Source organism: Citrobacter sp. C348 (assembly GCF_047467975.1).
In the GTDB taxonomy this organism is placed as follows: domain Bacteria; phylum Pseudomonadota; class Gammaproteobacteria; order Enterobacterales; family Enterobacteriaceae; genus Citrobacter; species Citrobacter gillenii.
Map to the genome: position 1 here is coordinate 127,334 of NZ_JASJUJ010000012.1, position 22,569 is coordinate 149,902.

Consider the following 22,569-nt stretch of genomic DNA (forward strand, 5'->3'; position numbering starts at 1 on the left):
TATCTTCGAGGCCGCTATGAAAAAAATTGCGATTATTGGAAGCAGTGGAGGCAACCTCTACAACCTGGGTGGCGCAGAGCCAGAGAAGTTACTCCAGGAAATTTACCAGCAGTGCGAAGCAGCAGGCGTAGAAGTTGCCGCTCTACAGTTTATTGCGGCTGAAGCCTCAATGGACGTTGCCAAACCCCATACACCGGCATCCGTTTATGCACTAACCACAGAAAACCAAAAAAAACCACAATGTATCTTTCAGGGCCAACTTTCCGAGGTGAACGCCTCAGTGGTGGAGAGCGATCGCCGCATTGCTGAGATGATCCGCAACGGTGAGATCGACGGGATCGTCGTGATGAGCGCCGATCCGGTGAAAGCCAACCAGGCTGTCTTCGCCGCCGCCGTCGAGATGAAAACACCGATTGTCGGCACCGGAGGTACATCAATGGCGCTGGTGGCGGCAAAAGGGGCAAATGTGGTCGCAACTTCCGGGACGACAGGCACCACCAGTCGCACCCGCGCCGTTTCCTTCGTGGCATCACTGTGTAAACACTGGGGGATCAAGTACAAACCCCAGTTGGGTAGCGCCTCTCCTTCACAGGGTGGTTCAGGGAAAAGTCTGCTCAAGCGCTTTAATATTCGTAGCATCATGATTCCTGCCTTGCCGGGCTTTATCGCCATGGCTATCGTGCTCGCGCTGAGCCACATTCCGGGACTGGAAAAACTCAATGATATCTTTGAGATTCTGCTGAAGGGGCTGCCTGTTTTAGTTGCCGTTCTCGCCGCCAAACAGATCTCTGAGCTGGATGAAGTCTCTATTGTTGCCGGGGTAGTCGCCGGGGTGCTCTCCGTTGAAGGCGGTTTGATCGGCGGGATTATCGGCGGTCTGATGGCCGGTATTTTCGTTCGCTGGCTGTTTGAGTTGTGCCTGAACTGGCGCTTCCCGATGACCACCGTCAACATTGTTGCCGGCGGGATCTCGGGCCTTGCCGCCGGATTGATCATGCACTACCTGTTAAGCCCGCTGGCGTTGTCTGCAGGTAATTACATCAAACTGGCTATCGAAAGCACGCTGGCATTCAGCCCTATTCTTGCCGGGCTGTTGGCGGGTCTGGTTATCTGGCCAGCCATCCTGGGCGGTGTCTACCACGCGGTCATCCTGCCGCTGGTACTGCTGGAGATGGAAAAATCCGGCGTCAGCTTCCTCGGCGCAGTCGATATGGTGGGTCTGGTAATGGTCGCTGCCGGAATTAACCTCGCCAACGTCATCGCCCCACGAGAAAAAAGTGAAGCCGCCGTCGCCACACCCGGTTTGCTCATTAATCTGGGTTTTGGGACCTTTGTTGAATCGGCCTACCCCTTCATGTTTGCCAACAAAATTGTCTTTGGTTCAGCCATCGTCTGGGCTGGCCTGGGCGGCATGATGCTCGGTTTCTTTAACGTCAAAGGCGTGGCTTATGTCCCTGCTTTTGCTTCCCCGTTTTTATCCAGCAATGCGTTACAGATGGCGATTGTGATGGTGACCGTCATGGCATTGACCTGTATTTCCACCATTATTGCCAACCGTTTTAAGGCTGTCGCCCAGAAAGAATCCGCAGCGTCAGTCCAGTAATTAATGCACCAACACCAGAGGTACACCATGTTTAAAGGCGATATGAATAAAAAACGCGCTAAAGCGTTACAGAAAGTGAAAGATGCCATCACGCTGCACGGCGGGCAAACCATCCTCAGCACAGGGATAACCGGCGACGATGCGCGTCTGGCGAAAGCAGTATGTGAGGCGGGCGTTAAGCTGCTCGAACCGAACCATCCCGCACTGGCACTGGCGCGTGGTCATAAAGGAGTGAGTAACATGCACGCGGCGGAACAAATTCGCCACGAAATCACCAATAGCCAGATGGCTGAAGCGGTACACGGCGTGCGTAATGTGGTGCCTGACGACATCTTCATTACTGTCGGTATCGCAGGCGGCTTTACCGAAACGCTGCCAGTGCAGCTTAGCGAAACGGAGATTCTGGAGATTGCCCGTGCGGGAGCCGACGGTTTACACACTCACAAATCCGACTGGGATGATCTGCAGGACATCGTCAATCTCGCCCATCAGTATGGCCTGACTGTTGATGCTTATATTGGCCATCCGGATGATCTGCATACCTTTGGTATCCCTGCGCGCACGCCGGAAGAGGTCGCCAGCGTGGCGAAGCGAATGCAGGAGGTTGGTGTCGATATGATCGGTCTGATGACCGGCATGAGCTATGAAGGCGTGGCCGCGGGCGATATTCCGCAGGCGATTAAAGATCGCCTGCAGGCGCTGGTCGCCGCAGTAGATGTCCCGACACTGGCAGAAGGTGGCATAAACCTCGCCAATGCCAAAGCGTTTAAGGATACCGGCGTCAATATTCTGGTCGTCGGTACGGCCATCGACAATATGGTCTGCAACGCCGCTAAAGAGGCCGTCACGCCGTTTATTACTCATTGATACCACGGAGAAAAGAAATATGTTGCTGGTCACCGATCTGGATGGAACATTACTGACATCGCAAAAGACAATCAGTCCACGCACACGTCAGGCATTAGTTGAGTTCCACCAGCGCGGTGGCCTGCTGGCCGCCTGTTCCGCCAGACCGGTTTCCTCAATAGTCAGTCTGTTACAGCAGCAGCATGCTGACGGACTTTTTGGCTGGTGCGCCGGATTCAACGGGGGTCAAATCCTTGAGATGGCGCAGCAACGTATTATTCATTCCTCCGCGCTATCCTGTATGAATCTTCGGGATATTGACCGACATATTTCACTTGCCCGCTATCCTCACCATTTCTTTAGCGCGGAGGCTATTTATCACCGTTATGATCGACTCATTGCACCATGGACGACTTATGAGGCGGACTTATTTGAACTACCACTTATTGCAGCTGCACCAGGGAATATCTTTAATCGTCATGATATTTATAAAATCACGTTGGTAGCAGCACAATCTAAAATAAATGCACTTTATACCGAAGTGAATAATAGATTGCCTTATGGCTATACCGCGACAATCACCGGTGGGAATTATATTGATATTCAGCGTGACGAGATAAATAAAGGTTATGCAATAAACAAGTTAATTCAACAGCTGAATATATCTACTGAAAAGGTTGTTGCGATTGGCGATCAGCAGAATGATATCAGTATGTTTGCCTCTGCCGGCATCGGTATCGCAATGGGCAATGCACCTGATGTGGTAAAACAGCAGGCCAGCTATGTGACGGCCTCTAATGATGATGAGGGTATTGTCTGTGCCCTGGAGTGGTTGCGTTGCTCTGCACATCCAGTTACCATGCGCCAAAGCACGATGCTGGCGGAAAATGATGAACCCGATTAAAAGAAGAAAACATATTCTTGATGAATTAAGCAAATTCGGTGAAGTGACGGTTATCAAATTATCGGAAACGTTAAAAGTCACATCAGAGACCATTCGCCGCGACCTCTCCATCCTGGAGTCCGAAGGGCAAATTACCAAGATCCACGGCGGTGCGGTCAAAAAACAGGTTGTTCAGGAAGACGAGTTTGGCGCGCGGATAGATATACACCGCGAAGAAAAAATGGCAATTGGTAGACTTGCCGCCGGAATGGTTAGCGAGCACGACACCCTATTTATCGACTCCTGTACAACCAATCTTATTCTGGCCGCACAATTACCTCCATTGGCCTATTCTGTTATTACCAACTCTGCGTTAATTGCCGATAAAATCAAAGAGAATAATCTTCAGGCTCGCGTTTATGTATTGGGTGGCGAATATGATTACCATTTTCGCGCTAACCTCGGCGTCTCGGTTTGTCAGCAAATTAATGCCATTCACGCCGATCTCTGCTTCATCGGCGCTGGTGGAATCTCGCCTCAACACGGTGTACTGGTGAAAAGCTTTGATGAAGCGTACGTTGCGAAGTCGATGATTGCCATGAGCAAAAAATCGGTGATACTGGCCGACCATACTAAATTTGGTCAGGATGGGGTGATGTGTATCGCTACCTTAAAAGAAATCGATAACATCATCACCGATAAAGGATTCAAAACAACGGGTTATACTCAGCAGGATTTCGGTGGAAAATTGTGTATTGCTGAATGATGCAACGCATTACGCTATCAGCCAGCCCAGGATTACCGTACACTGAGTTAATCGGCAAACTGAGGGCAACCGTATGGCACTCCCCCGCATTACCCAAAAAGAGATGACCGAGCGCGAACAGCGCGAACTGAAAACGCTGCTCGACCGCGCGCGTATTGCACACGGTCGACTGCTGACCAACGCAGAGACCAACAGCATTAAGAAAGAGTACATTGATAAGCTGATGCTGCAGCGCGAAGCTGAAGCTAAAAAAGCCCGCCAGCTAAAGAAAAAGCAGGCTTATAAACCGGATGCAGAATCCTCGTTTTCCTGGTCAGCGAATACGCCAACCCGCGGCAGACGTTAACGCCCTTTCTTCTTACGCCCCGGCTGAGCAAAACGTTTACCGTTAGACGCCGGGCGCGCTTTCTCTTTCTCAGCAGATTTTTCTATTTTCACCACCGGGCGCTTAATGCCTGCGGTTTTTGGCTTCGCTTTCGGCTTTGGCTTCGCTTCCGAGGAAGAGTTTTCAATCAACTTGAACAGATCGATCAGCTCGTCATCGGTCAGGTCACGCCATTCACCCAGCGGCAAACCAGACAAGCCAATGTTCATGATCCGCGTACGTTCAAGTTTTACCACGTCATAACCAAAGTGTTCGCACATCCGACGGATCTGACGGTTCAGGCCCTGCACCAAGGTGATACGGAAGACAAACGGTGCCTCTTTCCTGACCTTACATTTTTTGGTGACGGTACCGAGAATGGGTACGCCCGCCCCCATGCCACGAATAAAGTCATCAGTGACGGGTTTATCAACCGTCACCAGATACTCTTTTTCGTGATCGTTACCGGCACGCAAGATTTTATTCACCAGGTCGCCGTGGTTAGTGAGAAAGATCAGCCCCTGGGAATCTTTGTCCAGACGGCCAATTGGGAACACGCGTTTACTGTGGTTAACAAAATCAACGATGTTATCGCGCTCACCGTCTTCAGTGGTGCTGACAATACCGACCGGTTTGTTCAGCGCGATAAAAACCAGATCTTCCGCTTCACGCGGCTCAATCAACCGACCATTTACTTTTACGACGTCGCCAGGCATCACCTGATCGCCAATGGTGGCGCGTTTGCCATTCAGGAAGACATTCCCTTGTTCGATAAAGCGATCCGCCTCGCGACGCGAGCAGATTCCGCTTTCACTGATGTATTTGTTTAATCGGATGGATGAGTCGGGCAGCATAATTTCTCCTGTATACACGTCATCCTTCAAGCTGTTTCTGCGTTGGCTGCTCTCACTCACCCAGGTCACATAGCACTCTATGCTCCCAGGGATTCGCTCCCTTGCCGCCTTGATACAGCTTGAATGATCTTGTGTATTAAAAGCGAAATATACCCTACCTTGCGGGGGATAAAAATAATCGTGAACGCCAGTCCCGACACTATTTGCGATCTGTCACGCCTTTCAACATCATCAGCCCCGTCATTGTGCTCTAATAACCGTTAATCAGAAAATCAATCGCATCGCGAAGTTCAGCCCTGTTTGCGGTCAGCTCTCCCACACAGTTACCCATGTTCTTCACAGGGATACCTGTCATCATGTGCGTCATCACCACATAGGCTTGCCCACCAATGTTAACAACAGGACAAATTTTAGCTGGCGGTACTTCGTCGGGGAACTGACTGAGCGCTATAACGGGTGCAACCAGTACATGCTGCAAAACAGCGGCCACCGGATGCTGTAAGCTAATTAAAAACGGATAAACACCTTTTCCACTTCCCGTGTTCTCATAAGCGCAATACTGCTCCATCAGAATGTCCTTTGAAAATCACTGAACGAACCGTTTTCTTCCACCCATTGATTTAATACTTCTATCGATTTTTTATTATCCCGCAACCATTCTTCGCGTCTGTTCTCACGAAATTTTTCGATTAGGGCTTCGGTTAAAACAGCTGACAGATTGATTTTAAGCTTACGTGCCTCTTCCAGTATCTCTGGAGCCAGAGAGACATTAACTGATTTTTTTACCTTAGATACAGTGCGCATGATAACCCCCATAGTAATGCGCATGACATACCTAAGGTTAGCGTAATAAGCGAGCATATTCTATTCCCCAACCAGCAAATCATCATGTCACAGTAGGGTGGTTGCACAGACCTGTCACGCCCCGAAGAAGAAGTCTGCGAGGCGCTTTCCAGATTAGTTTAGGGGATCGCGAGCAAACAGCTGCTGGTCCGCTTTCGCTTCCAGCTGTGCCAGTGCAGGAATCAACTGGCTGATGTTCACCAGACTGTGTCCTAACTGACATACGCTTTCATACGCAAAATGTTCCTGACCTTCACCCGCCATAGTCAGCAGGCTATCGCCCATAAAATTCAGCGTCTGGTACAACCCTGCCAGCGCCTCTTCGCAGCCAAACGACAGCACCAGATTTTCTTCGGTGGTGAGATGGCTACAATCAAGATGGCGGAACGCCTCGGCAAGAGGAAAATGAAGCAGGTCAGCCTGCGAAACAGGAGAAAAAGACGCGGAACAGGCGTTAGTGGTACTATTAGCATCAGCCATAGCATTACCTCGTATAATGTTGTGGTGAGAAGCTCGGTATGTGTTCGCGCACTGCCGGGCTTCGTTGTTTCTGTAAGACAATTGACTTACACTTGTCTTACGACCATCAATGTAAGTCAGGTGTCAGACACATGTCAACAGTGGAATTTAAAAAGAAAGGTAACAAACAAATCGCGTTACGTGTCGAGCCGGAACTGGAAGCAGGGATCCAGAAAGCACTTTCAATGGATGGTGATGCTTCAATATCCGCATGGATTAAGCGCATTATCAGGAAAGAGCTGAAGCAGAAAGGGATTGAAGTGTAAGTGGCAGTGCTTGGTATCGTTTTTCTGTAGGTCTGTTTAGAGCGAAAAGCGGCCATAAGGAGTTTATAATCGATCAAGGTGAGTTACATTAATACGTAACGACTAATTGAACACGGCCTAAATCATTTGAAAGGGTGGAAATTAAAATACTCATGAGCAGACGGCTTAACAGAGATCATCGAACCAAAGTCAGAAATATTCCACGCCGCTTGAAAGCTCTTAACCGTTGGGCTGGTACTTTTCATAACCCTGAACGAAGCGTGTTTTCAGAAGATGAGCATTACTGGAATTTCAAAATCCCGGTAGAAATTAATCTTGTTCAGGGAAAGTACAGCACGCTTAAAACCAAGGCAGATTGCGCGCAAGCCATGATTAATGCTTGTTCAAATCTCATAACGGCAACTGATGGTATGAATTACAGCCCACGGATTACTGCGGTTATATGCCTTCCAGATATGTTTACAAGCGAAATCTGCCTCTATCGTTCAGAAGACTACTACCAAAGCTTTATTACTGAAGACCGCTCTAAAAATGGTGCCTCCGCTTTGATTAAAGAGCGCAGCCTTGCTGCAGAATGGGGACTCATTCTTCCAACCAATGTGCAGGAGCTGGGTATAACATTCGAATACTACGGAAGCGAGGATCGTGATGAATGGTTCTCAGGAGAACGCTGGTATTATGGTCAGGTCATGTAATAGCGCTATGCTTAAAGTCTAAATGAACGTCCGCTCCTGGCACAGTGCGGACATCTGAACTTAGCTTTAACAGATAGTGTAACGGCAAGAAACCTGCGCTGGCTCTGGACAAACTGACACGGCCCTTCATGTTGATAACGGAGCGTCGTCCTTGCCGTGGTGATTAACGTTTATTCGCAGCCAGCGAAAACAGGCTCAGGGAGGAGATTTGCATCCGCATGGAGGAAATTTGCTGTTTTTGCAATGTCAGCAAGGTGTCGGTAAAGACCGTATTTTCGCCGGTACTGTCACTTGTGGATTTAGCCACCTTGCTTACCAGTTGTTGTTCCAGACCTTCAGAGTATTGCGCCTGTTCAATAGCCGGCAGCTCACGATAGTGACTCAGCAGCGCACTATAAGATTTTTTGTAGCTGCCGGAAGCGCTGATCTCTTTTTGCGCACTACTGATAAATTGTTGCGTCCATTTATCTTCCTGACTGCCGATCTCTTTTAAGGCCGCGCGTCGCTCATTGACGGTAAATGCACTGCCATCATCATAGGCAATCAGCGCGAGCTGTTCGCGCTGCATGCCTGCAAACGGATTGGTGGTTTTGCCGTTGAGAAAATCTGTCGCTTTGCTCGCCAGTTGCAGAAGTTCAGTGCTTTGCGTATCAGGGATTTCCTGATCGTGTTTCGCCTTATTCTGGGTATAAACCGGGCCATCAATCGCCGTTAACAGCGACTCAGCCATGCTTTGCAACTGGCTGCGACTGCTGGATGCATCACGTATTTCTGCCCGGGTTGCCGCATCGCTGAGCAGGCTCGCCAGGCTTGAAAAGGTGGTCTGCGTGGCGGAAGTTAACGATGTCGATTTAGCGGTTGTCGATGATTCAGTTTTTTGCCCCGTCGTTGATGAGGCGGAGGTATAGTTCGTAATTGGATTTTGATAATTACCCATTTTAATGTGCATTAATTTTTCCTTTTGCATTCCGAAACGGATCCTTGCCACCTGAAATTGGGGCATTGCAAAATAAAACGGCATTCTGTGTGTAAACATTAGCAGGAAGTATGTTCTCCCACTTCTTTTGGTAGGGACAATCACACATTGTCTGGCGTTGAGACAATCAGTGAGTCTGTAGTCAGGTTACAAGCGTATTTCATATGACAGTATCAATAAGGTCCGCTTCTGGCACAAAGCAGCCCTCTTCACTGTTATCGTTTCCCGAACCAACCGTAGCATTCTAGAAAATGACACCGTCTTGCGAGGCGCTTTCCAGAACCTCACTTCCAACATCGTGAGCCATATCAGTGAGGCATTATACTGACGGTGGTAACATGACCGCGGTTTGTAATTTTTTGATTACATGGAGAAATGATGGAACTGCTTTTATTGAGTAACTCGACGCTGCCGGGCAAAGCCTGGATGGAACACGCGCTACCGCTGATTGCTGAGCAACTGAACGGTCGCCGTACTGCGGTGTTTATCCCGTTTGCTGGCGTGACGCAAACCTGGGATGAGTACACGGCGAAAACGGCCGCCGTCTTTGCTCCCATGGGCGTCGACGTCACGGGTATTCATACCGTTGCCGATCCGGTGGCGGCAATTGAAAATGCAGACGTGGTGATTGTCGGTGGTGGTAACACCTTCCAGTTGCTGAAAGAGAGCCGCGAACGCGGGCTGCTGGCACCGATTGTTGACGTGGTCCAACGCGGCGCGCTGTACATTGGCTGGAGTGCAGGTTCCAACCTCGCCTGCCCAACCATCCGTACCACTAACGACATGCCGATTGTCGATCCACAAGGTTTTGATGCGCTGGGCCTGTTCCCACTGCAGATTAACCCGCACTTCACCAACGCGCTGCCGGAAGGCCACAAAGGCGAAACGCGTGAACAGCGTATTCGCGAGCTGCTGGTGGTTGCGCCAGAGCTGACGGTCATTGGTCTGCCGGAAGGCAACTGGATCAAGGTGAGCGACGGTCAGGCGGTTCTTGGCGGTCCGAACACGACTTATGTGTTCAAAGCGGGTGAAGACGCAGTTGCCGTTGAAGCAGGCCACTGCTTTTAGTGGATTTGTTGTCTGATGCCGGATGGCGGCTGCGCCTTATCCGGCCTACAAGATTGACGACAAAATTGACGGTTATCCGTAGGCCCGGTAAGCGTAAGCGCCACCGGGCAACATTTCACCAGTCCTTGTTAGTAATCATCCCTTTCGTCGTCTTCATCCGGTTGCTCCAGCACGCTGTAGGCAACGGAGCAAAATAACGAGTTCAGACGCTGCATGTCGCCTAACAGCGCGAGGTGTAGGGAACTGGTTTCGATGCTCTGCACGTTTTGCTGATGCAGGCGATCGACGTGTGCGTGCGAATAACGACGGTTAAGAATACGAAAACGGTGTTTGCTGCGACGCAGTCGACGGGCGCTGGTCACGTCGCCAGAGAAGAACACTGACATCGCCAGCTTCAGGTTGTTGAGCAGCTGATCGTAGAGCGCATCCAGCTCTTTCAGACCTTCCAGAGAAAAGGCCCGGCGCGCGGCCAGCGACTTATCGGCAATCTCGCTCCCCATGCGTTCGACGATATCGGAAGCCTGCTCCAGGTTGAGCGACATCTCGATAATCTCCGCCCAGCGCTTAGACTCCTCTTCCGCCAGCTCATCTTTTGGCATCCGCGCCAGGTAAAGTTTGATCGCGGTGTACAGCACGTTGATATCGTCGGCCATCCTGCGCAGCTCTTTTTCCTCGCGCGGCTCACCGTGCATCACCCGCTTCAGCCCTTCCATCATCTGCTCCATGGCGTCACCAATACGCAGGGCTTCGCGAGCCGCATTCGCCAGTGCGAGCGTGGGGGTATCGAGTGCACTGACATCCAGATGCTTGGGCTTCAGATGGCCGTCTAATTCCGGCTCATCGCGGATAATACGTTTGCAAAAGCGCGCCATCGGCTCGGCGAACGGCACCATCGCCACGCAGCGCACCAGGTTGTAGAAGACGTGGAAGTAGATAACCAGTTCGGATTTTGGCAGCGGCAGTTCATCCATCAGATTCGCCAGCGGATGCACAAACGGCAGAATAATCAGGCTTCCCACCAGCTTAAACAACAGGCTGCCGAGCGCCACGCGGCGGGCGGCGGCATTGGCGGCACTGTTATTGAGCATCGCCAGCAGGCCGGAGCCGAGGTTCGCACCAATCACCAGACACAGCGCTACCGGGAACGAAATAATACCCGCGGCTGTCAGCGTTGCCGTCAGCAGGACCGCCGCCAGGCTGGAGTAACTGATAATCGCAAACATGGCGCCAATCAGCGCATCGAGCATGATATCGCCGGTGAGCGAGGCAAAAATGACCTGCACCCCGTTGGCCTGAGTGATCGGCGTGACCGCCTGCACAATCAGCTCCAGCGCCAGTAAAATGAGCCCCAGCCCGATGCCTACGCGCCCCAGTTGCCCGACGCGGGACTGCTTACGTCCGAGGAAGAAAACAACGCCAATGAAAATCAGCAGCGGCGACAGCCACGAGAGGTCAAAGGTCAGGATACGCGCCATCAGCGCGGTCCCGACGTCAGCACCAAGCACAATCACCAGCGCAGGCGTCAGCGCCACCAGATCCTGGGCGACAAACGACGTCACCAGCATGGTGGTGGCGTTACTGCTTTGCACCAGAGCAGTAACGCCAATGCCCGCGCAAAAGGCGAGCGGCTTCTTTTCAACGCTACGGCTGAGTACGGTACGCAGGCGTGCGCCAAAGACACGCATCACGCCGGTACGCACGATATGGGTACCCCAAACCAGCATCGCCACGGCAGAAAGCAGGTGTAACAGAGTTAGCACGGAATCAGGTTCTCCTTATCGTTATATGCTCCTGAGGCTCATGACACCAACGCGCACAAGTTCCCTTCAGTATAAGGGTTTAAACGTAATAAAGAGACAGGGCACTCATTGAGCGCCCTGTTTGTTGTAAAGAAAGATAACAGTTTTGTGAATCAGTCGGCGTCGTAGCCTAAGTTAGGCGCTAACCAGCGTTCAACTTCTGCCACGCTCATGCCTTTACGGAAGGCATAATCTTCAACCTGATCGCGTTGAATTTGTGCGACGGCGTAGTACTTGCTGTCCGGATGACTGAAGTACCAACCGGAAACCGATGCACCAGGCCACATGGCGAAGGATTCTGTGAGTTTCATACCAGTGTGCGTTTCTACATCCAGCAGTTCCCAGATGGTCGCCTTCTCGGTGTGCTCAGGGCATGCCGGATAGCCCGGAGCCGGACGAATACCTTGATAGTTCTCGCGGATCAGTTCGTCATTGCTGAGGTTCTCGTTCGCCGCATATCCCCAGTAAACTTTACGCACCCGTTCATGCAGATATTCAGCGAAGGCTTCCGCCAGACGATCGGCAATCGCTTTCACCATGATTTTATTGTAATCATCATGCTGTGCGTCAAACGCGTCAGCCAGCGTGTCTTCTTCCAGGCCGCCGGTGACGGCGAAAGCGCCAATGTAATCCGCTTTGCCGGAGGTTTTCGGTGCCACAAAGTCAGACAGGCAGTAGTTAGCAAAACCAACCTTCTCCGTCTGCTGGCGCAGATGGTGGCTGACGGTCAGGACGTGCGTCCGCGTTTCATCCCGGTAGATCTCAATGTCATCACCTACGCGGTTAGCCGGGAACAGGCCAACGACACCACGCGGGTTCAGGGTTTTCTCGGCGCTCAATTTATCCAACATGTCGTTGGCATCTTTGAACAGGCGTTTAGCCTCTTCACCCACCACCTCATCTTCCAGAATGCGCGGATATTTCCCGGCCAGTGACCAGGTCATAAAGAACGGTGTCCAGTCGATGTAGTTGCGCAGCGTTTCAATGCTGGCTTCAACTTCCTGCACGCCCAGGCGGTGCGCCACCGGCGGGGTATAGTTTTCCCAGTCGAAGGCCAGGTCGTTATCACGCGCGGCCTCCAGCGTCACCGGCGGGGTACGCGGTTTTTTACGCGCATGCTGAATACGCACAGTTTCGTACTCTTTACGCGTGCGGGCGACAAAGTCATCGTGTTGGGTATCAGACAGCAACGCAGCCACCACGCCGACGGTGCGCGAGGCGTTCTGCACATAGACCGTCGGGCCGCTGTAGTTCTGCTCGATTTTCACTGCCGTGTGCGCTTTTGAGGTGGTCGCGCCGCCAATCAGCAGCGGAATAGTAAAGCCCTGGCGCTCCATCTCTTTCGCTACGTTGACCATTTCGTCCAGCGACGGGGTGATCAGCCCGGAAAGGCCAATCAGGTCAGCATTCACTTCGCGTGCGGTGCGCAGGATTTTCTCTGCCGGCACCATCACGCCAAGATCGATAATTTCGTAGTTGTTACACTGCAGCACCACACCAACGATGTTTTTACCGATGTCGTGCACGTCGCCCTTGACGGTGGCGATCACCATCTTGCCGTTGCTGGAGCCTTTCTCTTTGCTGGCTTCAATGTACGGTTCAAGGTAGGCCACCGCCTGCTTCATCACGCGAGCAGACTTCACCACCTGCGGCAGGAACATTTTACCGTCGCTGAACAAGTCACCAACCACGTTCATGCCGTCCATCAGCGGCCCTTCGATAACCTCAATCGGGCGCGCAGCCTGCTGACGGGCTTCTTCGGTATCCTGCTCGATAAACTCGGTAATGCCTTTCACCAGCGAGTATTCCAGGCGTTTTTTCACGTCCCAGCTGCGCCATTCTGCCAGTTGCGTATTGGCCGTTTCGTCAGTTTTGCTGCCGCGATATTTCTCTGCCAGCTCCAGCAGGCGTTCGGTACCGTCATCGCGGCGGTTGAGGATCACGTCTTCAACCGCATCGCGCAGTTCGGCAGGCAGATCGTCATAAATCGCCAGCTGACCAGCGTTCACAATGCCCATGTCCATGCCGTTGCGAATGGCGTAGTACAGGAACACTGCGTGGATCGCTTCGCGCACCGGGTCATTGCCACGGAACGAGAACGACACGTTGGAGACACCACCGGAGATTAGCGCATGCGGTAGTTCGCGTTTGATGTCTTCACAGGCACCGATAAAGTCCTGTGCGTAGTTGTTGTGCTCTTCGATGCCGGTCGCGACGGCAAAGATGTTCGGGTCAAAGATAATGTCTTCCGGCGGGAAACCCACGTCTTCGGTGAGAATTTTGTACGCCCGGCGGCAAATCTCAATTTTACGCGCGCGGGTGTCGGCCTGGCCCTGTTCATCAAAGGCCATCACCACCACGGCAGCACCGTAGCGACGGACCAGTTTTGCATGGTGGATAAACGGCTCAACGCCCTCTTTCATCGAGATGGAGTTAACGATGCCCTTACCCTGAATGCACTTCAGCCCTTTTTCAATGACGTCCCATTTCGAGGAGTCGATCATGATCGGTACGCGAGCAATATCCGGTTCACCGGCGATCAGGTTGAGGAAACGCACCATCGCCGCTTCGGCGTCAAGCATCCCCTCATCCATGTTGATATCGATAATCTGCGCGCCGCTTTCCACCTGCTGGCGGGCAACATCCAGCGCTTCGCTGTATTTTTCTTCTTTAATCAGTCGCTTAAATTTGGCAGAGCCGGTGACGTTAGTCCGTTCACCGACGTTCACAAACAGGCTGTCATCACCAATGTTCAGCGGCTCAAGGCCTGAAAGACGGCAGGCAACCGGCAGTTCCGGCAGTTGACGCGGCGGTAAACCTTCAACCGCACGGCTCATGGCGGCAATATGTTCCGGCGTGGTGCCGCAGCAGCCGCCGACGATGTTCAGGAAACCCGCTTCGGCCCATTCGCGGATTTGCTTCGCCATGGTGTCGGCGTCGAGATCGTATTCGCCGAAGGCATTTGGCAAACCGGCGTTCGGGTGCGCGGTGACGTAGCAGTCGGCAATACGCGACAGTTCCTGGACGTACTGACGCAGCTCGTCCGGGCCTAACGCACAGTTGAGGCCGAAGGTCAGCGCATCAGCATGCCGCAGTGCGTTATAGAAAGCTTCGGTGGTCTGCCCGGAGAGCGTACGTCCGGAAGCGTCGGTGATGGTGCCGGAGATCATAATCGGCAGCTCAACGCCAAGGGCTTCAAATTCGGTTTTTACCGCAAAAATAGCGGCTTTGGCATTAAGCGTGTCAAAAACGGTTTCGATCAGGATCAGGTCGCTACCGCCTTCCACCAGCGCTTTAGTGGATTCACGGTACGCGGCCACCAGCTGATCAAAAGTAATATTGCGGTAGGCGGGATCGTTGACGTCCGGTGAGATAGACGCGGTGCGGTTAGTCGGACCGAGAACACCCGCGACATAGCGCGGTTTGTCCGGCGTACGCGCCGTCCATTCGTCGGCGCAGGCGCGCGCCAGTTTTGCCGCGGTGAAGTTGATTTCCGCCGACAGAGATTCCATCTGGTAATCCGCCATGGCGATAGTCGTCGAGTTGAAGGTGTTGGTTTCAATGATATCCGCGCCCGCTTCAAAGTAGGCGTGATGAATCGCGGTGATAACCTCCGGCTTGCTCAGCACCAACAGGTCGTTGTTGCCTTTCAGATCGCTCGGCCAGTCGGCAAAGCGTTGGCCGCGGAAATCGTCTTCACTCAAACGATAACCCTGGATCATGGTGCCCATACCGCCGTCCAGCACCAGAATACGTTCTTTTAACTGCTGACGTAATTGTTCAACTTTGCTGCTCACACTCACTCCCGACAACGCTCAACCAGACCGAAAAAAGGCCAACAAAGCATACTGGCATAAACCAGTGAGGTGGAAAAGCAAACAACGACCAACATGAGACATGTTCAGCTTCACTCATCCGATCAGTACAGGAACTCTTGCATTATAATTGAATAAAACGAAAATGATTTCCACGATACAGAAAAGGAGTCTGCCATGGTTGCCACTGTCCCCGCGAAACGCGGTAGAAAACCCGCCGCCACAACTACGCCTGCAACCGGGCAGGTTCAGTCTTTGACCCGAGGTCTGAAGCTGCTGGAATGGATTGCGGAATCCAACGGCAGCGTAGCGCTGACCGAGCTGGCGCAGCAGGCCGGTCTGCCCAATTCCACCACGCACCGTTTATTGACCACGATGCAGCAGCAGGGTTTTGTGCGTCAGGTGGGTGACTTAGGACACTGGGCCGTGGGCGCCCATGCGTTTATCGTCGGCAGTAGCTTCCTGCAAAGCCGCAACCTGCTGGCGATCGTCCACCCGATTCTGCGCAAGTTGATGGAAGATTCCGGTGAAACAGTGAACCTGGCGGTGCTGGATCACAGCGACCATCAGGCGATTATCATTGATCAGGTACAGTGCACACAGCTGATGAGAATGTCTGCCCCTATCGGCGGCAAACTGCCGATGCACGCCTCTGGCGCGGGGAAAGCGTTCCTGGCGCAACTCAGCGAAGAACAGGTTACCAGCCTGCTGCACCGCAAAGGCCTGCACGCGTATACCCACGCCACGCTGGTCTCGCCGGTGCATCTGAAAGAAGATCTCGCCCAAACCCGTAAGCGCGGTTATTCGTTTGATGATGAAGAACATGCGCTGGGCCTGCGCTGTGTGGCGTCATGCATTTACGACGAACATCGCGAACCGTTCGCCGCCATTTCGATCTCCGGCCCGATCTCCCGCATTACCGACGACCGCGTCACCGAGTTCGGTGCGATGGCAATCAAAGCGGCCAAAGAGGTCACACTGGCATACGGTGGGATTCGGTAAGATGGGACTGCCGGGTGGCAGCTACGCCTGGCCCGGCCTGCTATCCAATGTTGGGGCTGATTTGTAGGTCTGATAAGCGCAGCGCCATCAGGCACGGCGCACATTGCCGGATGGCGGCGCAAAGGCCTTATCCGGCCTACGGTCGGTTTCATAACGTACGCTAAACCGCTGGCGGCGCCGGTAGGCGTAAACATCTTCCACGTGCCCTTCACGGATCCGCGTTTGCAGACCTCGCCAGTAGTCGGCGCTGAACAGCTCGGCATGCATCTCTTCAAATAGCGGTCCAATACGCGGATCGGCGCACAGCCAGTGGCGAAACTCTTCCGGAAATACATCTCCCGGCGAGACGCTGTACCACGGCTCAGCGCTCATCTCATCTTCCGGGTAACGCGGCTGCGGGATAGGGCGGAAATTCACCTCCGTCATGTAGCAAATTTCATCGTAGTCGTAGAACACCACCCGCCCGTGTCGGGTCACGCCGAAGTTTTTAAACAGCATGTCACCCGGGAAAATATTGGCGGCAGCCAGTTGGCGAATAGCGTTACCATATTCTTCTATCGCATCCCGCAGCTGCTGGCCTTCGACCTGCTCCAGCCAGATATTTAGCGGCACCATCCGCCGTTCGATATACAGATGACGAATCACGATCTGCTCGCCGAGATCGGTCATTTTTTCGGGTACTTCCTGCTGCAACAACGCCATCAGCGCCGGGGAAATTTGCCGTTTATCCAGCACAAAATTTTCGAATTCCTGGGTATCGGCCATGCGTCCAACGCGATCGTGCTCTTTGACCAGTTGGTAACAGGCGCGGACGTGGGCCGCGGACATCTCTTTTTGCGGCGCAAATTTGTCTTTGATAATTTTGAAGACCCGATCGAATCCGGGCAGAGTAAACACCAGCATCACCATGCCGCGTATCCCCGGTGCTTCGATAAACTGTTCATCGCAGCCGGCCAGATACAGCAGATATTCACGGTAGCTTTCGGTTTTCGCATGCTTCTGACAGCCAATCGCCATATACAGCTCGGCGGTGGTTTTACCGGGCAGGATCTCACGCAGCCACTCGACCAGTGCCGCAGGCAGCGGCGCGTAGACCATAAAATAAGAGCGGGCAAAGCCAAACACGATGCTGGCTTCCGCCGTCGTCGTCAGGCAGGTATCGACAAACAATTCACCTTCGTCGGTGCGGTGAATAGGCAATAAAAACGGCAGCGTGCCGGAAGGTGTTATCAGCTTGCCCACCAGCCAGGCCGCCTTATTGCGATAAAACAGCTCGTTTGCCACCTGCAAATGGCAGCGCACCAGCACCTCTTCACCAACGATTTCCGTCAGGTGCTCGATGATGTAGTGAATATCACGCTGTTTATTCTGCCATGGCAGACGAAGGGGGAGATCGCTGAGCACGCGCGTGAGCAGCCCTTCCCAGCCTGAATCAGGGAAAAAGTCTTTCGCCAGCGGGCGCGGGATCGTACGAAATCGACGTTCTGACTGAGAGCTGAAAATAAACAGCCGCTCGGGCGTCAGCGAGCGGTGATCAAATAACCGGCAGTACACGGAGTTAAAAAAGCTCTCGGCAATCTCAAAGCGCGGATAGTCCGGCAGCAGCTGGGTGTAATGCTCTTTTACACGAAGTAAAAATGCCGCATCGGTACTTTTGCGGTCGGTAATGCAGCGCAACTGTTCCACCACCAGACCAACGTGATGATCGTAGAGATGGATACGGCTTTTCATCGCCTGCTGTACAGCATGCCAGTCAGCGTGTTCAAAACGCTGCTGCGCGCCGGACGTTACTTCCAGAAACCGGCCATACTGCGCATCAAAACCTTGCAGGATAGTTTGGGCAATCAGCAATTCCAGGCCACGTGACATCGATTTCTCCCATCCGGCACAACGTCATGCCGGATGGCGCGTTCGCTTATCCGGCCTACATTATTTTGTAGGCCCGGTAAGCGTAGCGCCACCGGGCAGTGATCAGAACTGCGATTCTTCGGTAGAGCCCGTTAATGCGGTCACTGAAGAGGCACCACCCTGAATGATGGTCGTCACTTTGTCGAAATAACCGGTACCCACTTCCTGCTGGTGGGATACGAAGGTATAGCCATCTTTCGCCGCCGCAAATTCTGGCTGCTGAACTTTCTCAACGTAGTGGCGCATGCCTTCGCCCTGCGCATAGGAACGCGCGAGGTCAAACATGTTGAACCACATACTGTGGATGCCCGCCAGGGTAATGAACTGATATTTATAGCCCATGTCGGACAGCTGTTGCTGGAAGCTGGCAATGGTTTTGTCATCCAGGTTCTTCTGCCAGTTAAACGACGGCGAACAGTTGTAGGCCAGCAGTTTGCCCGGATATTTAGCATGGATAGCATCGGCAAAGCGGCGTGCCAGTTCGAGATCCGGTGTGGAGGTTTCGCACCACACCAGGTCAGCATACGGGGCGTAGGCCAGTCCGCGACTGATCGCCTGCTCAATACCCGCATGGGTACGGTAGAACCCTTCGCTGGTGCGCTCGCCGGTAATGAACTCGCTGTCGTAAGGGTCGCAGTCAGAGGTAATCAAATCCGCCGCGTCGGCATCGGTACGGGCAATCACCAGCGTCGGGACGCCCATCACGTCTGCTGCCAGACGGGCCGCCACCAGTTTCTGGATAGCTTCCTGAGTCGGTACCAGTACCTTGCCGCCCATGTGACCGCATTTTTTCACCGAGGCGAGCTGATCTTCGAAGTGAACCGCCGCTGCACCGGCTTCAATCATCGATTTCATCAATTCAAACGCGTTCAGGACGCCGCCAAAACCGGCTTCAGCATCGGCAACGATCGGCAGGAAGTAATCCACATAGCGCGGATCGGTTGGCTCAATACCGGTTGACCATTGGATCTGATCCGCCCGACGGAAGGTGTTGTTGATCCGATCCACCACGGCGGGCACAGAGTTCGCCGGGTACAGCGATTGATCCGGGTACATGCTGGAGGCCAGGTTGGCGTCTGCCGCCACCTGCCACCCGGAAAGGTAGACCGCTTCAATACCGGCTTTCGCCTGTTGCAGCGCCTGACCACCAGTCAGTGCACCGAGGCTGTTGATATAACCTTTCTTCGATCCGCCGTGCAGCAAACGCCACATTTTCGCTGCGCCAAGCTGAGCCAGCGTACATTCCGGGTTGACCGAGCCACGTAACTTCACCACTTCCTCCGCGCTGTACGGGCGGGTAATGCCTTCCCAGCGTGGTTGTGTCCATTCTTTCTGTAAGTCTTCGATTTGTTGAGTACGGGTTTTCATGTGCAGATGCTCCATATTGTTATGTGGTGGATTACGCAAGCAGGCGGTAACCTGGTAAAGTAAGGAAGTCGATTAAGTCATCAGAAGTGGTGATTTGCTCCATCAGGCGTGCGGCGTCATCAAAGCGCCCGCTGCTGTAGCGGTGTTCGCCCAGCTCGTCCTGAATCACCAACATCTCTTCGGCCAGCATCTGGCGGAACAGCGGTTTGGTCACCGGCTTACCGTTGCTGAGGGTTTTCTGATGGTGGATCCACTGCCAGATGGAGGTACGGGAGATTTCGGCAGTTGCCGCATCTTCCATCAGGCCATAAATCGGTACGCAACCGTTGCCGGAGATCCACGCTTCGATGTACTGCACGGCAACGCGAATATTGGCGCGCATGCCTTCTTCAGTACGCTCCCCTTCGCACGGGGCCAGCAGTTGTTCTGCGGTAATCGGCGCATCCTCTTCTCGGGTGACAAACAGCTGATTTTTGTTGTTGCCCAACACATCGTTGAAAATCGCCATTGCGGTATCTGCCAGTCCAGGGTGAGCAACCCAGGTCCCGTCATGACCGTTATTGGCTTCCAGCGCTTTATCCGCTTTAACTTTGGCCAGTACCTGATTGTTGCGCTCAGCGTCTTTGCTGGGGATAAACGCCGCCATACCGCCCATCGCAAAGGCACCGCGTTTATGACAGGTTTTAATCAGCAGACGCGAGTAGGCGCTGAGGAACGGCTTATCCATCGTCACCACCTGACGATCGGGCAGAACACGATCCGGGTGATTCTTGAGGGTTTTGATGTAGCTGAAAATGTAATCCCAACGACCACAGTTGAGGCCAACAATATGGTCACGCAGCGCGTGCAGGATCTCATCCATCTGGAAAACGGCTGGCAGTGTTTCGATCAGCAACGTGGCTTTTATCGTGCCGCGCGGCAGATTAAATCGGTCTTCTGTATAGCTGAAGACTTCACTCCACCAGGCCGCTTCTTGCCAGGCCTGCGTTTTCGGCAAATAGAAGTAAGGACCACTGCCTTTAGCCAGCAAGGCTTTGTAGTTGTGGAAAAAATAGAGGGCGAAGTCGAACAGGCTGCCGGGAATCGCTTCCTCACGCCAGGTGACGTGTTTCTCCGGCAGATGCAGACCGCGTACACGACAAACCAATAGCGCCGGATCGGGCTTCAGTTGATATATCTTGCCAGCTTCATTGGTGTAACTGATGGTACCGTTCACCGCATCGCGCAGGTTGATTTGCCCATCGATCACTTTGCTCCACTCGGGAGCCAATGAATCCTCAAAGTCAGCCATAAAGACTTTAACGTTGGCGTTGAGTGCGTTAATTACCATCTTGCGTTCAACGGGTCCGGTGATTTCCACGCGACGGTCCTGTAAATCGTCAGGAATACCGCGAATCTTCCAGTCACCCTCACGAATGGAAGCTGTTTCCGAAATAAAATCAGGCAACTTACCGTCATCAATATCCTGCTGCTGCTGAATACGCGCGGCGAGAAGTTTATTGCGTTTTGGCGTAAATCGAGTCACCAGCTCGGTCAGGAATTCCACCGCTTCTGCGGTTAAAATCTGCTGTTCCTGCTCGCCATGCGGCCTGGTAAAAACCAGTTCATCGGTTGTTGTTGCCTGTTGATTCATTGCGTAGTTCCTCGTCATTGATCCAAACACATCCCAATGCGAACGAAGGATCGTTGTGCGGTTTTCGTTCAGCACAACTAAGACTACTCAATTAAATTTCAAAATCAAAAACAATTTCCATTTTTAATTAAATTATCATTTAACTTATTGATAACAATAATAATAAAAATTAATTACCCAGTGAGGTGCATTTCGGAAATAAAAAAGGCACTCGAAGGTGCCTGATTCAATATGCTGAAACGCTTAAGGATCGTTTGCTACAGAAGATTAATCCAGCGTTGGATTCATGTGGCGCAGATCGTATGGCGTGATCTGGTAGACGTAATAGTTGAGCCAGTTAATGAACAGCAAATTGCCATGGCTACGCCAGCTTGCCCGAGGTTTGTTTTGTGGGTCATCTTGCGGGAAATAGTTGTACGGAACGTCCGGGGTCAACCCCGCTTCGGCGTCACGAAAATATTCACCGGCCAGCGTATCGGCGTCATATTCCGGATGACCCGTCACGAACGCAATGCGTTTATCTTTACTGGCAAACAGGTAGGCATCGCCCTCTTCCGTCTCGGCAAAAATCTCAAGATCGGTGTAATCCCTGATCAACGCAGCAGGGAAATCAGCATAGCGTGAGTGCGGTGCAAGGAAGGCATCATCAAAACCACGTGTCAGCAGGGCATGGGGATGAAGGATGTGGTGTTCGTATACACCTGAAAGCTTGTCGTTGCGGGTTTGCTTGGGGATGCCATAGAGGATATTCAGTGCGGCCTGCACCGCCCAACAGACAAACAATGTTGATGTGACGTGGTCTTTCGCCCACTCCAGTACCTGTTTGATCTGCGGCCAGTAGGCCACGTCGTTAAACTCAACCAGGCCTAACGGTGCCCCGGTGACGATCAGTCCATCAAAGTTCTGATCGCAAATATCCTCGAAATTACAGTAAAAGTTATTCAGATGCTCCGTCGGCGTATTGCGCGACTCGCGGGCATCAATGCGTAATAGCTGAACGTCCACCTGCAGCGGTGAGTTCGACAATAACCGCAGAAACTGGTTTTCCGTTTCGATCTTCTTCGGCATCAAGTTGAGGATAAGCACCTTCAGAGGACGAATTTCCTGACCGGATGCGCGGGATGTCGTCATGACAAAGACGTTTTCCTCACGCAAGAAATTGACGGCGGGTAGCTCGTCCAGCACGCGAATTGGCATAACCTGATAACCTCACAACATACGTTTAAACGTTTAGACATCCAGATAGCTGACAATAACCAGGAATCGTGTGAATGTCGAGCCTGCATGCTCAAGGTGAGAAAGTTTCACGACTCACTCGCTGTAGAATAATGCAGTAAGAGTCAAAAGGAGAATGCTTAGTC

20 protein-coding genes are annotated in these 22,569 nt (G+C 52.6%); 9 read left to right on the forward strand and 11 right to left on the reverse strand.

Annotated elements, in window-relative coordinates:
* The first annotated feature begins 16 nt into the window (after positions 1-16).
* The 5 genes from QNN86_RS20310 to QNN86_RS20330 all read left to right on the forward strand — a co-directional run bounded on the left by QNN86_RS20310 (position 17) and on the right by QNN86_RS20330 (position 4,444).
* Positions 17-1,603: a PTS sugar transporter gene (locus tag QNN86_RS20310; RefSeq protein ID WP_181618079.1), complete on the forward strand. Its 1,587-nt coding sequence runs from the start codon at positions 17-19 to the stop codon at positions 1,601-1,603.
* Between the two features lie 27 nt (positions 1,604-1,630).
* Positions 1,631-2,470, forward strand: a complete 840-nt coding sequence (locus QNN86_RS20315) for a histidine biosynthesis protein (RefSeq protein ID WP_181618080.1) — start codon at positions 1,631-1,633, stop codon at positions 2,468-2,470.
* A gap of 19 nt (positions 2,471-2,489) precedes the next feature.
* Complete coding sequence (locus tag QNN86_RS20320) at positions 2,490-3,353, forward strand: Cof-type HAD-IIB family hydrolase (RefSeq protein WP_181618081.1); 864 nt, start codon at positions 2,490-2,492, stop codon at positions 3,351-3,353.
* Entirely contained in the window at positions 3,340-4,098 is a 759-nt protein-coding gene (locus QNN86_RS20325) for a DeoR/GlpR family DNA-binding transcription regulator (RefSeq protein ID WP_181619525.1), read from the forward strand. The genes QNN86_RS20320 and QNN86_RS20325 overlap by 14 nt, the downstream gene beginning before the upstream one ends.
* A 73-nt stretch (positions 4,099-4,171) precedes the next feature.
* Complete coding sequence (locus QNN86_RS20330; RefSeq protein WP_096758747.1) at positions 4,172-4,444, forward strand: DUF3811 domain-containing protein; 273 nt, start codon at positions 4,172-4,174, stop codon at positions 4,442-4,444.
* Here the strand turns inward: QNN86_RS20330 and rluF are convergent.
* The 4 genes from rluF to QNN86_RS20350 form a co-directional block, all read right to left on the reverse strand.
* Complete coding sequence (gene rluF, locus QNN86_RS20335) at positions 4,441-5,316, reverse strand: 23S rRNA pseudouridine(2604) synthase RluF (RefSeq protein WP_181618082.1); 876 nt, start codon at positions 5,314-5,316, stop codon at positions 4,441-4,443. The genes QNN86_RS20330 and rluF overlap by 4 nt on opposite strands.
* Before the next feature lie 250 nt (positions 5,317-5,566).
* The gene (locus QNN86_RS20340) at positions 5,567-5,884 is read right to left on the reverse strand and encodes a CcdB family protein (RefSeq protein WP_181618083.1); all 318 of its coding nucleotides are present in this window, start codon (positions 5,882-5,884) and stop codon (positions 5,567-5,569) included.
* A complete protein-coding gene (locus tag QNN86_RS20345) occupies positions 5,884-6,177 on the reverse strand; it encodes a type II toxin-antitoxin system CcdA family antitoxin (RefSeq protein ID WP_135912738.1) in 294 nt (97 codons plus the stop codon). Before QNN86_RS20345 ends, QNN86_RS20340 begins: the two co-directional genes overlap by 1 nt.
* A 96-nt stretch (positions 6,178-6,273) precedes the next feature.
* Positions 6,274-6,639, reverse strand: coding sequence for a hypothetical protein (locus tag QNN86_RS20350; RefSeq protein ID WP_181618085.1), 366 nt, complete (start codon positions 6,637-6,639; stop codon positions 6,274-6,276).
* Between the two features lie 131 nt (positions 6,640-6,770).
* On the opposite strand from QNN86_RS20350, the gene QNN86_RS20355 reads away from it, so the two are divergent.
* The gene (locus QNN86_RS20355; RefSeq protein ID WP_032938222.1) at positions 6,771-6,944 is read left to right on the forward strand and encodes a hypothetical protein; all 174 of its coding nucleotides are present in this window, start codon (positions 6,771-6,773) and stop codon (positions 6,942-6,944) included.
* A 152-nt stretch (positions 6,945-7,096) separates the two neighbouring features.
* Positions 7,097-7,639 (forward strand): DUF3916 domain-containing protein, encoded by a 543-nt coding sequence (locus QNN86_RS20360; protein WP_182269606.1) that lies wholly within the window; start codon positions 7,097-7,099, stop codon positions 7,637-7,639.
* Positions 7,640-7,802: 163 nt separating this feature from the next.
* On the opposite strand, the gene QNN86_RS20365 is transcribed toward QNN86_RS20360, so the two are convergent.
* Complete coding sequence (locus tag QNN86_RS20365; protein ID WP_181618088.1) at positions 7,803-8,588, reverse strand: hypothetical protein; 786 nt, start codon at positions 8,586-8,588, stop codon at positions 7,803-7,805.
* Between the two features lie 405 nt (positions 8,589-8,993).
* Between QNN86_RS20365 and pepE the strand changes: the two genes are divergently transcribed.
* Entirely contained in the window at positions 8,994-9,683 is a 690-nt protein-coding gene (pepE, locus tag QNN86_RS20370) for a dipeptidase PepE (RefSeq protein ID WP_182270884.1), read from the forward strand.
* Between the two features lie 128 nt (positions 9,684-9,811).
* Here the strand turns inward: pepE and QNN86_RS20375 are convergent, their stop codons facing one another.
* Both QNN86_RS20375 and metH read right to left on the reverse strand, forming a co-directional pair.
* Positions 9,812-11,443 (reverse strand): Na/Pi cotransporter family protein, encoded by a 1,632-nt coding sequence (locus QNN86_RS20375; RefSeq protein WP_096758756.1) that lies wholly within the window; start codon positions 11,441-11,443, stop codon positions 9,812-9,814.
* Between the two features lie 152 nt (positions 11,444-11,595).
* On the reverse strand, positions 11,596-15,279 hold the full coding sequence (gene metH, locus QNN86_RS20380; RefSeq protein WP_181819783.1) for a methionine synthase: 3,684 nt from the start codon (positions 15,277-15,279) through the stop codon (positions 11,596-11,598).
* Between the two features lie 195 nt (positions 15,280-15,474).
* On the opposite strand from metH, the gene iclR reads away from it, so the two are divergent.
* Positions 15,475-16,299, forward strand: a complete 825-nt coding sequence (gene iclR / locus QNN86_RS20385; RefSeq protein ID WP_096758758.1) for a glyoxylate bypass operon transcriptional repressor IclR — start codon at positions 15,475-15,477, stop codon at positions 16,297-16,299.
* Between the two features lie 87 nt (positions 16,300-16,386).
* On the opposite strand, the gene aceK is transcribed toward iclR, so the two are convergent.
* From aceK to metA, 4 genes are all read right to left on the reverse strand, one after another.
* Complete coding sequence (gene aceK, locus QNN86_RS20390; RefSeq protein ID WP_414212289.1) at positions 16,387-18,168, reverse strand: bifunctional isocitrate dehydrogenase kinase/phosphatase; 1,782 nt, start codon at positions 18,166-18,168, stop codon at positions 16,387-16,389.
* Positions 18,169-18,270: 102 nt separating this feature from the next.
* Positions 18,271-19,575, reverse strand: a complete 1,305-nt coding sequence (gene aceA, locus QNN86_RS20395; RefSeq protein WP_096759483.1) for an isocitrate lyase — start codon at positions 19,573-19,575, stop codon at positions 18,271-18,273.
* Positions 19,576-19,606: 31 nt separating this feature from the next.
* Entirely contained in the window at positions 19,607-21,208 is a 1,602-nt protein-coding gene (gene aceB, locus QNN86_RS20400; protein ID WP_181618091.1) for a malate synthase A, read from the reverse strand.
* A 267-nt stretch (positions 21,209-21,475) separates the two neighbouring features.
* A complete protein-coding gene (gene metA, locus QNN86_RS20405; protein WP_096758761.1) occupies positions 21,476-22,405 on the reverse strand; it encodes a homoserine O-acetyltransferase MetA in 930 nt (309 codons plus the stop codon).
* Positions 22,406-22,569: the final 164 nt, after the last annotated feature.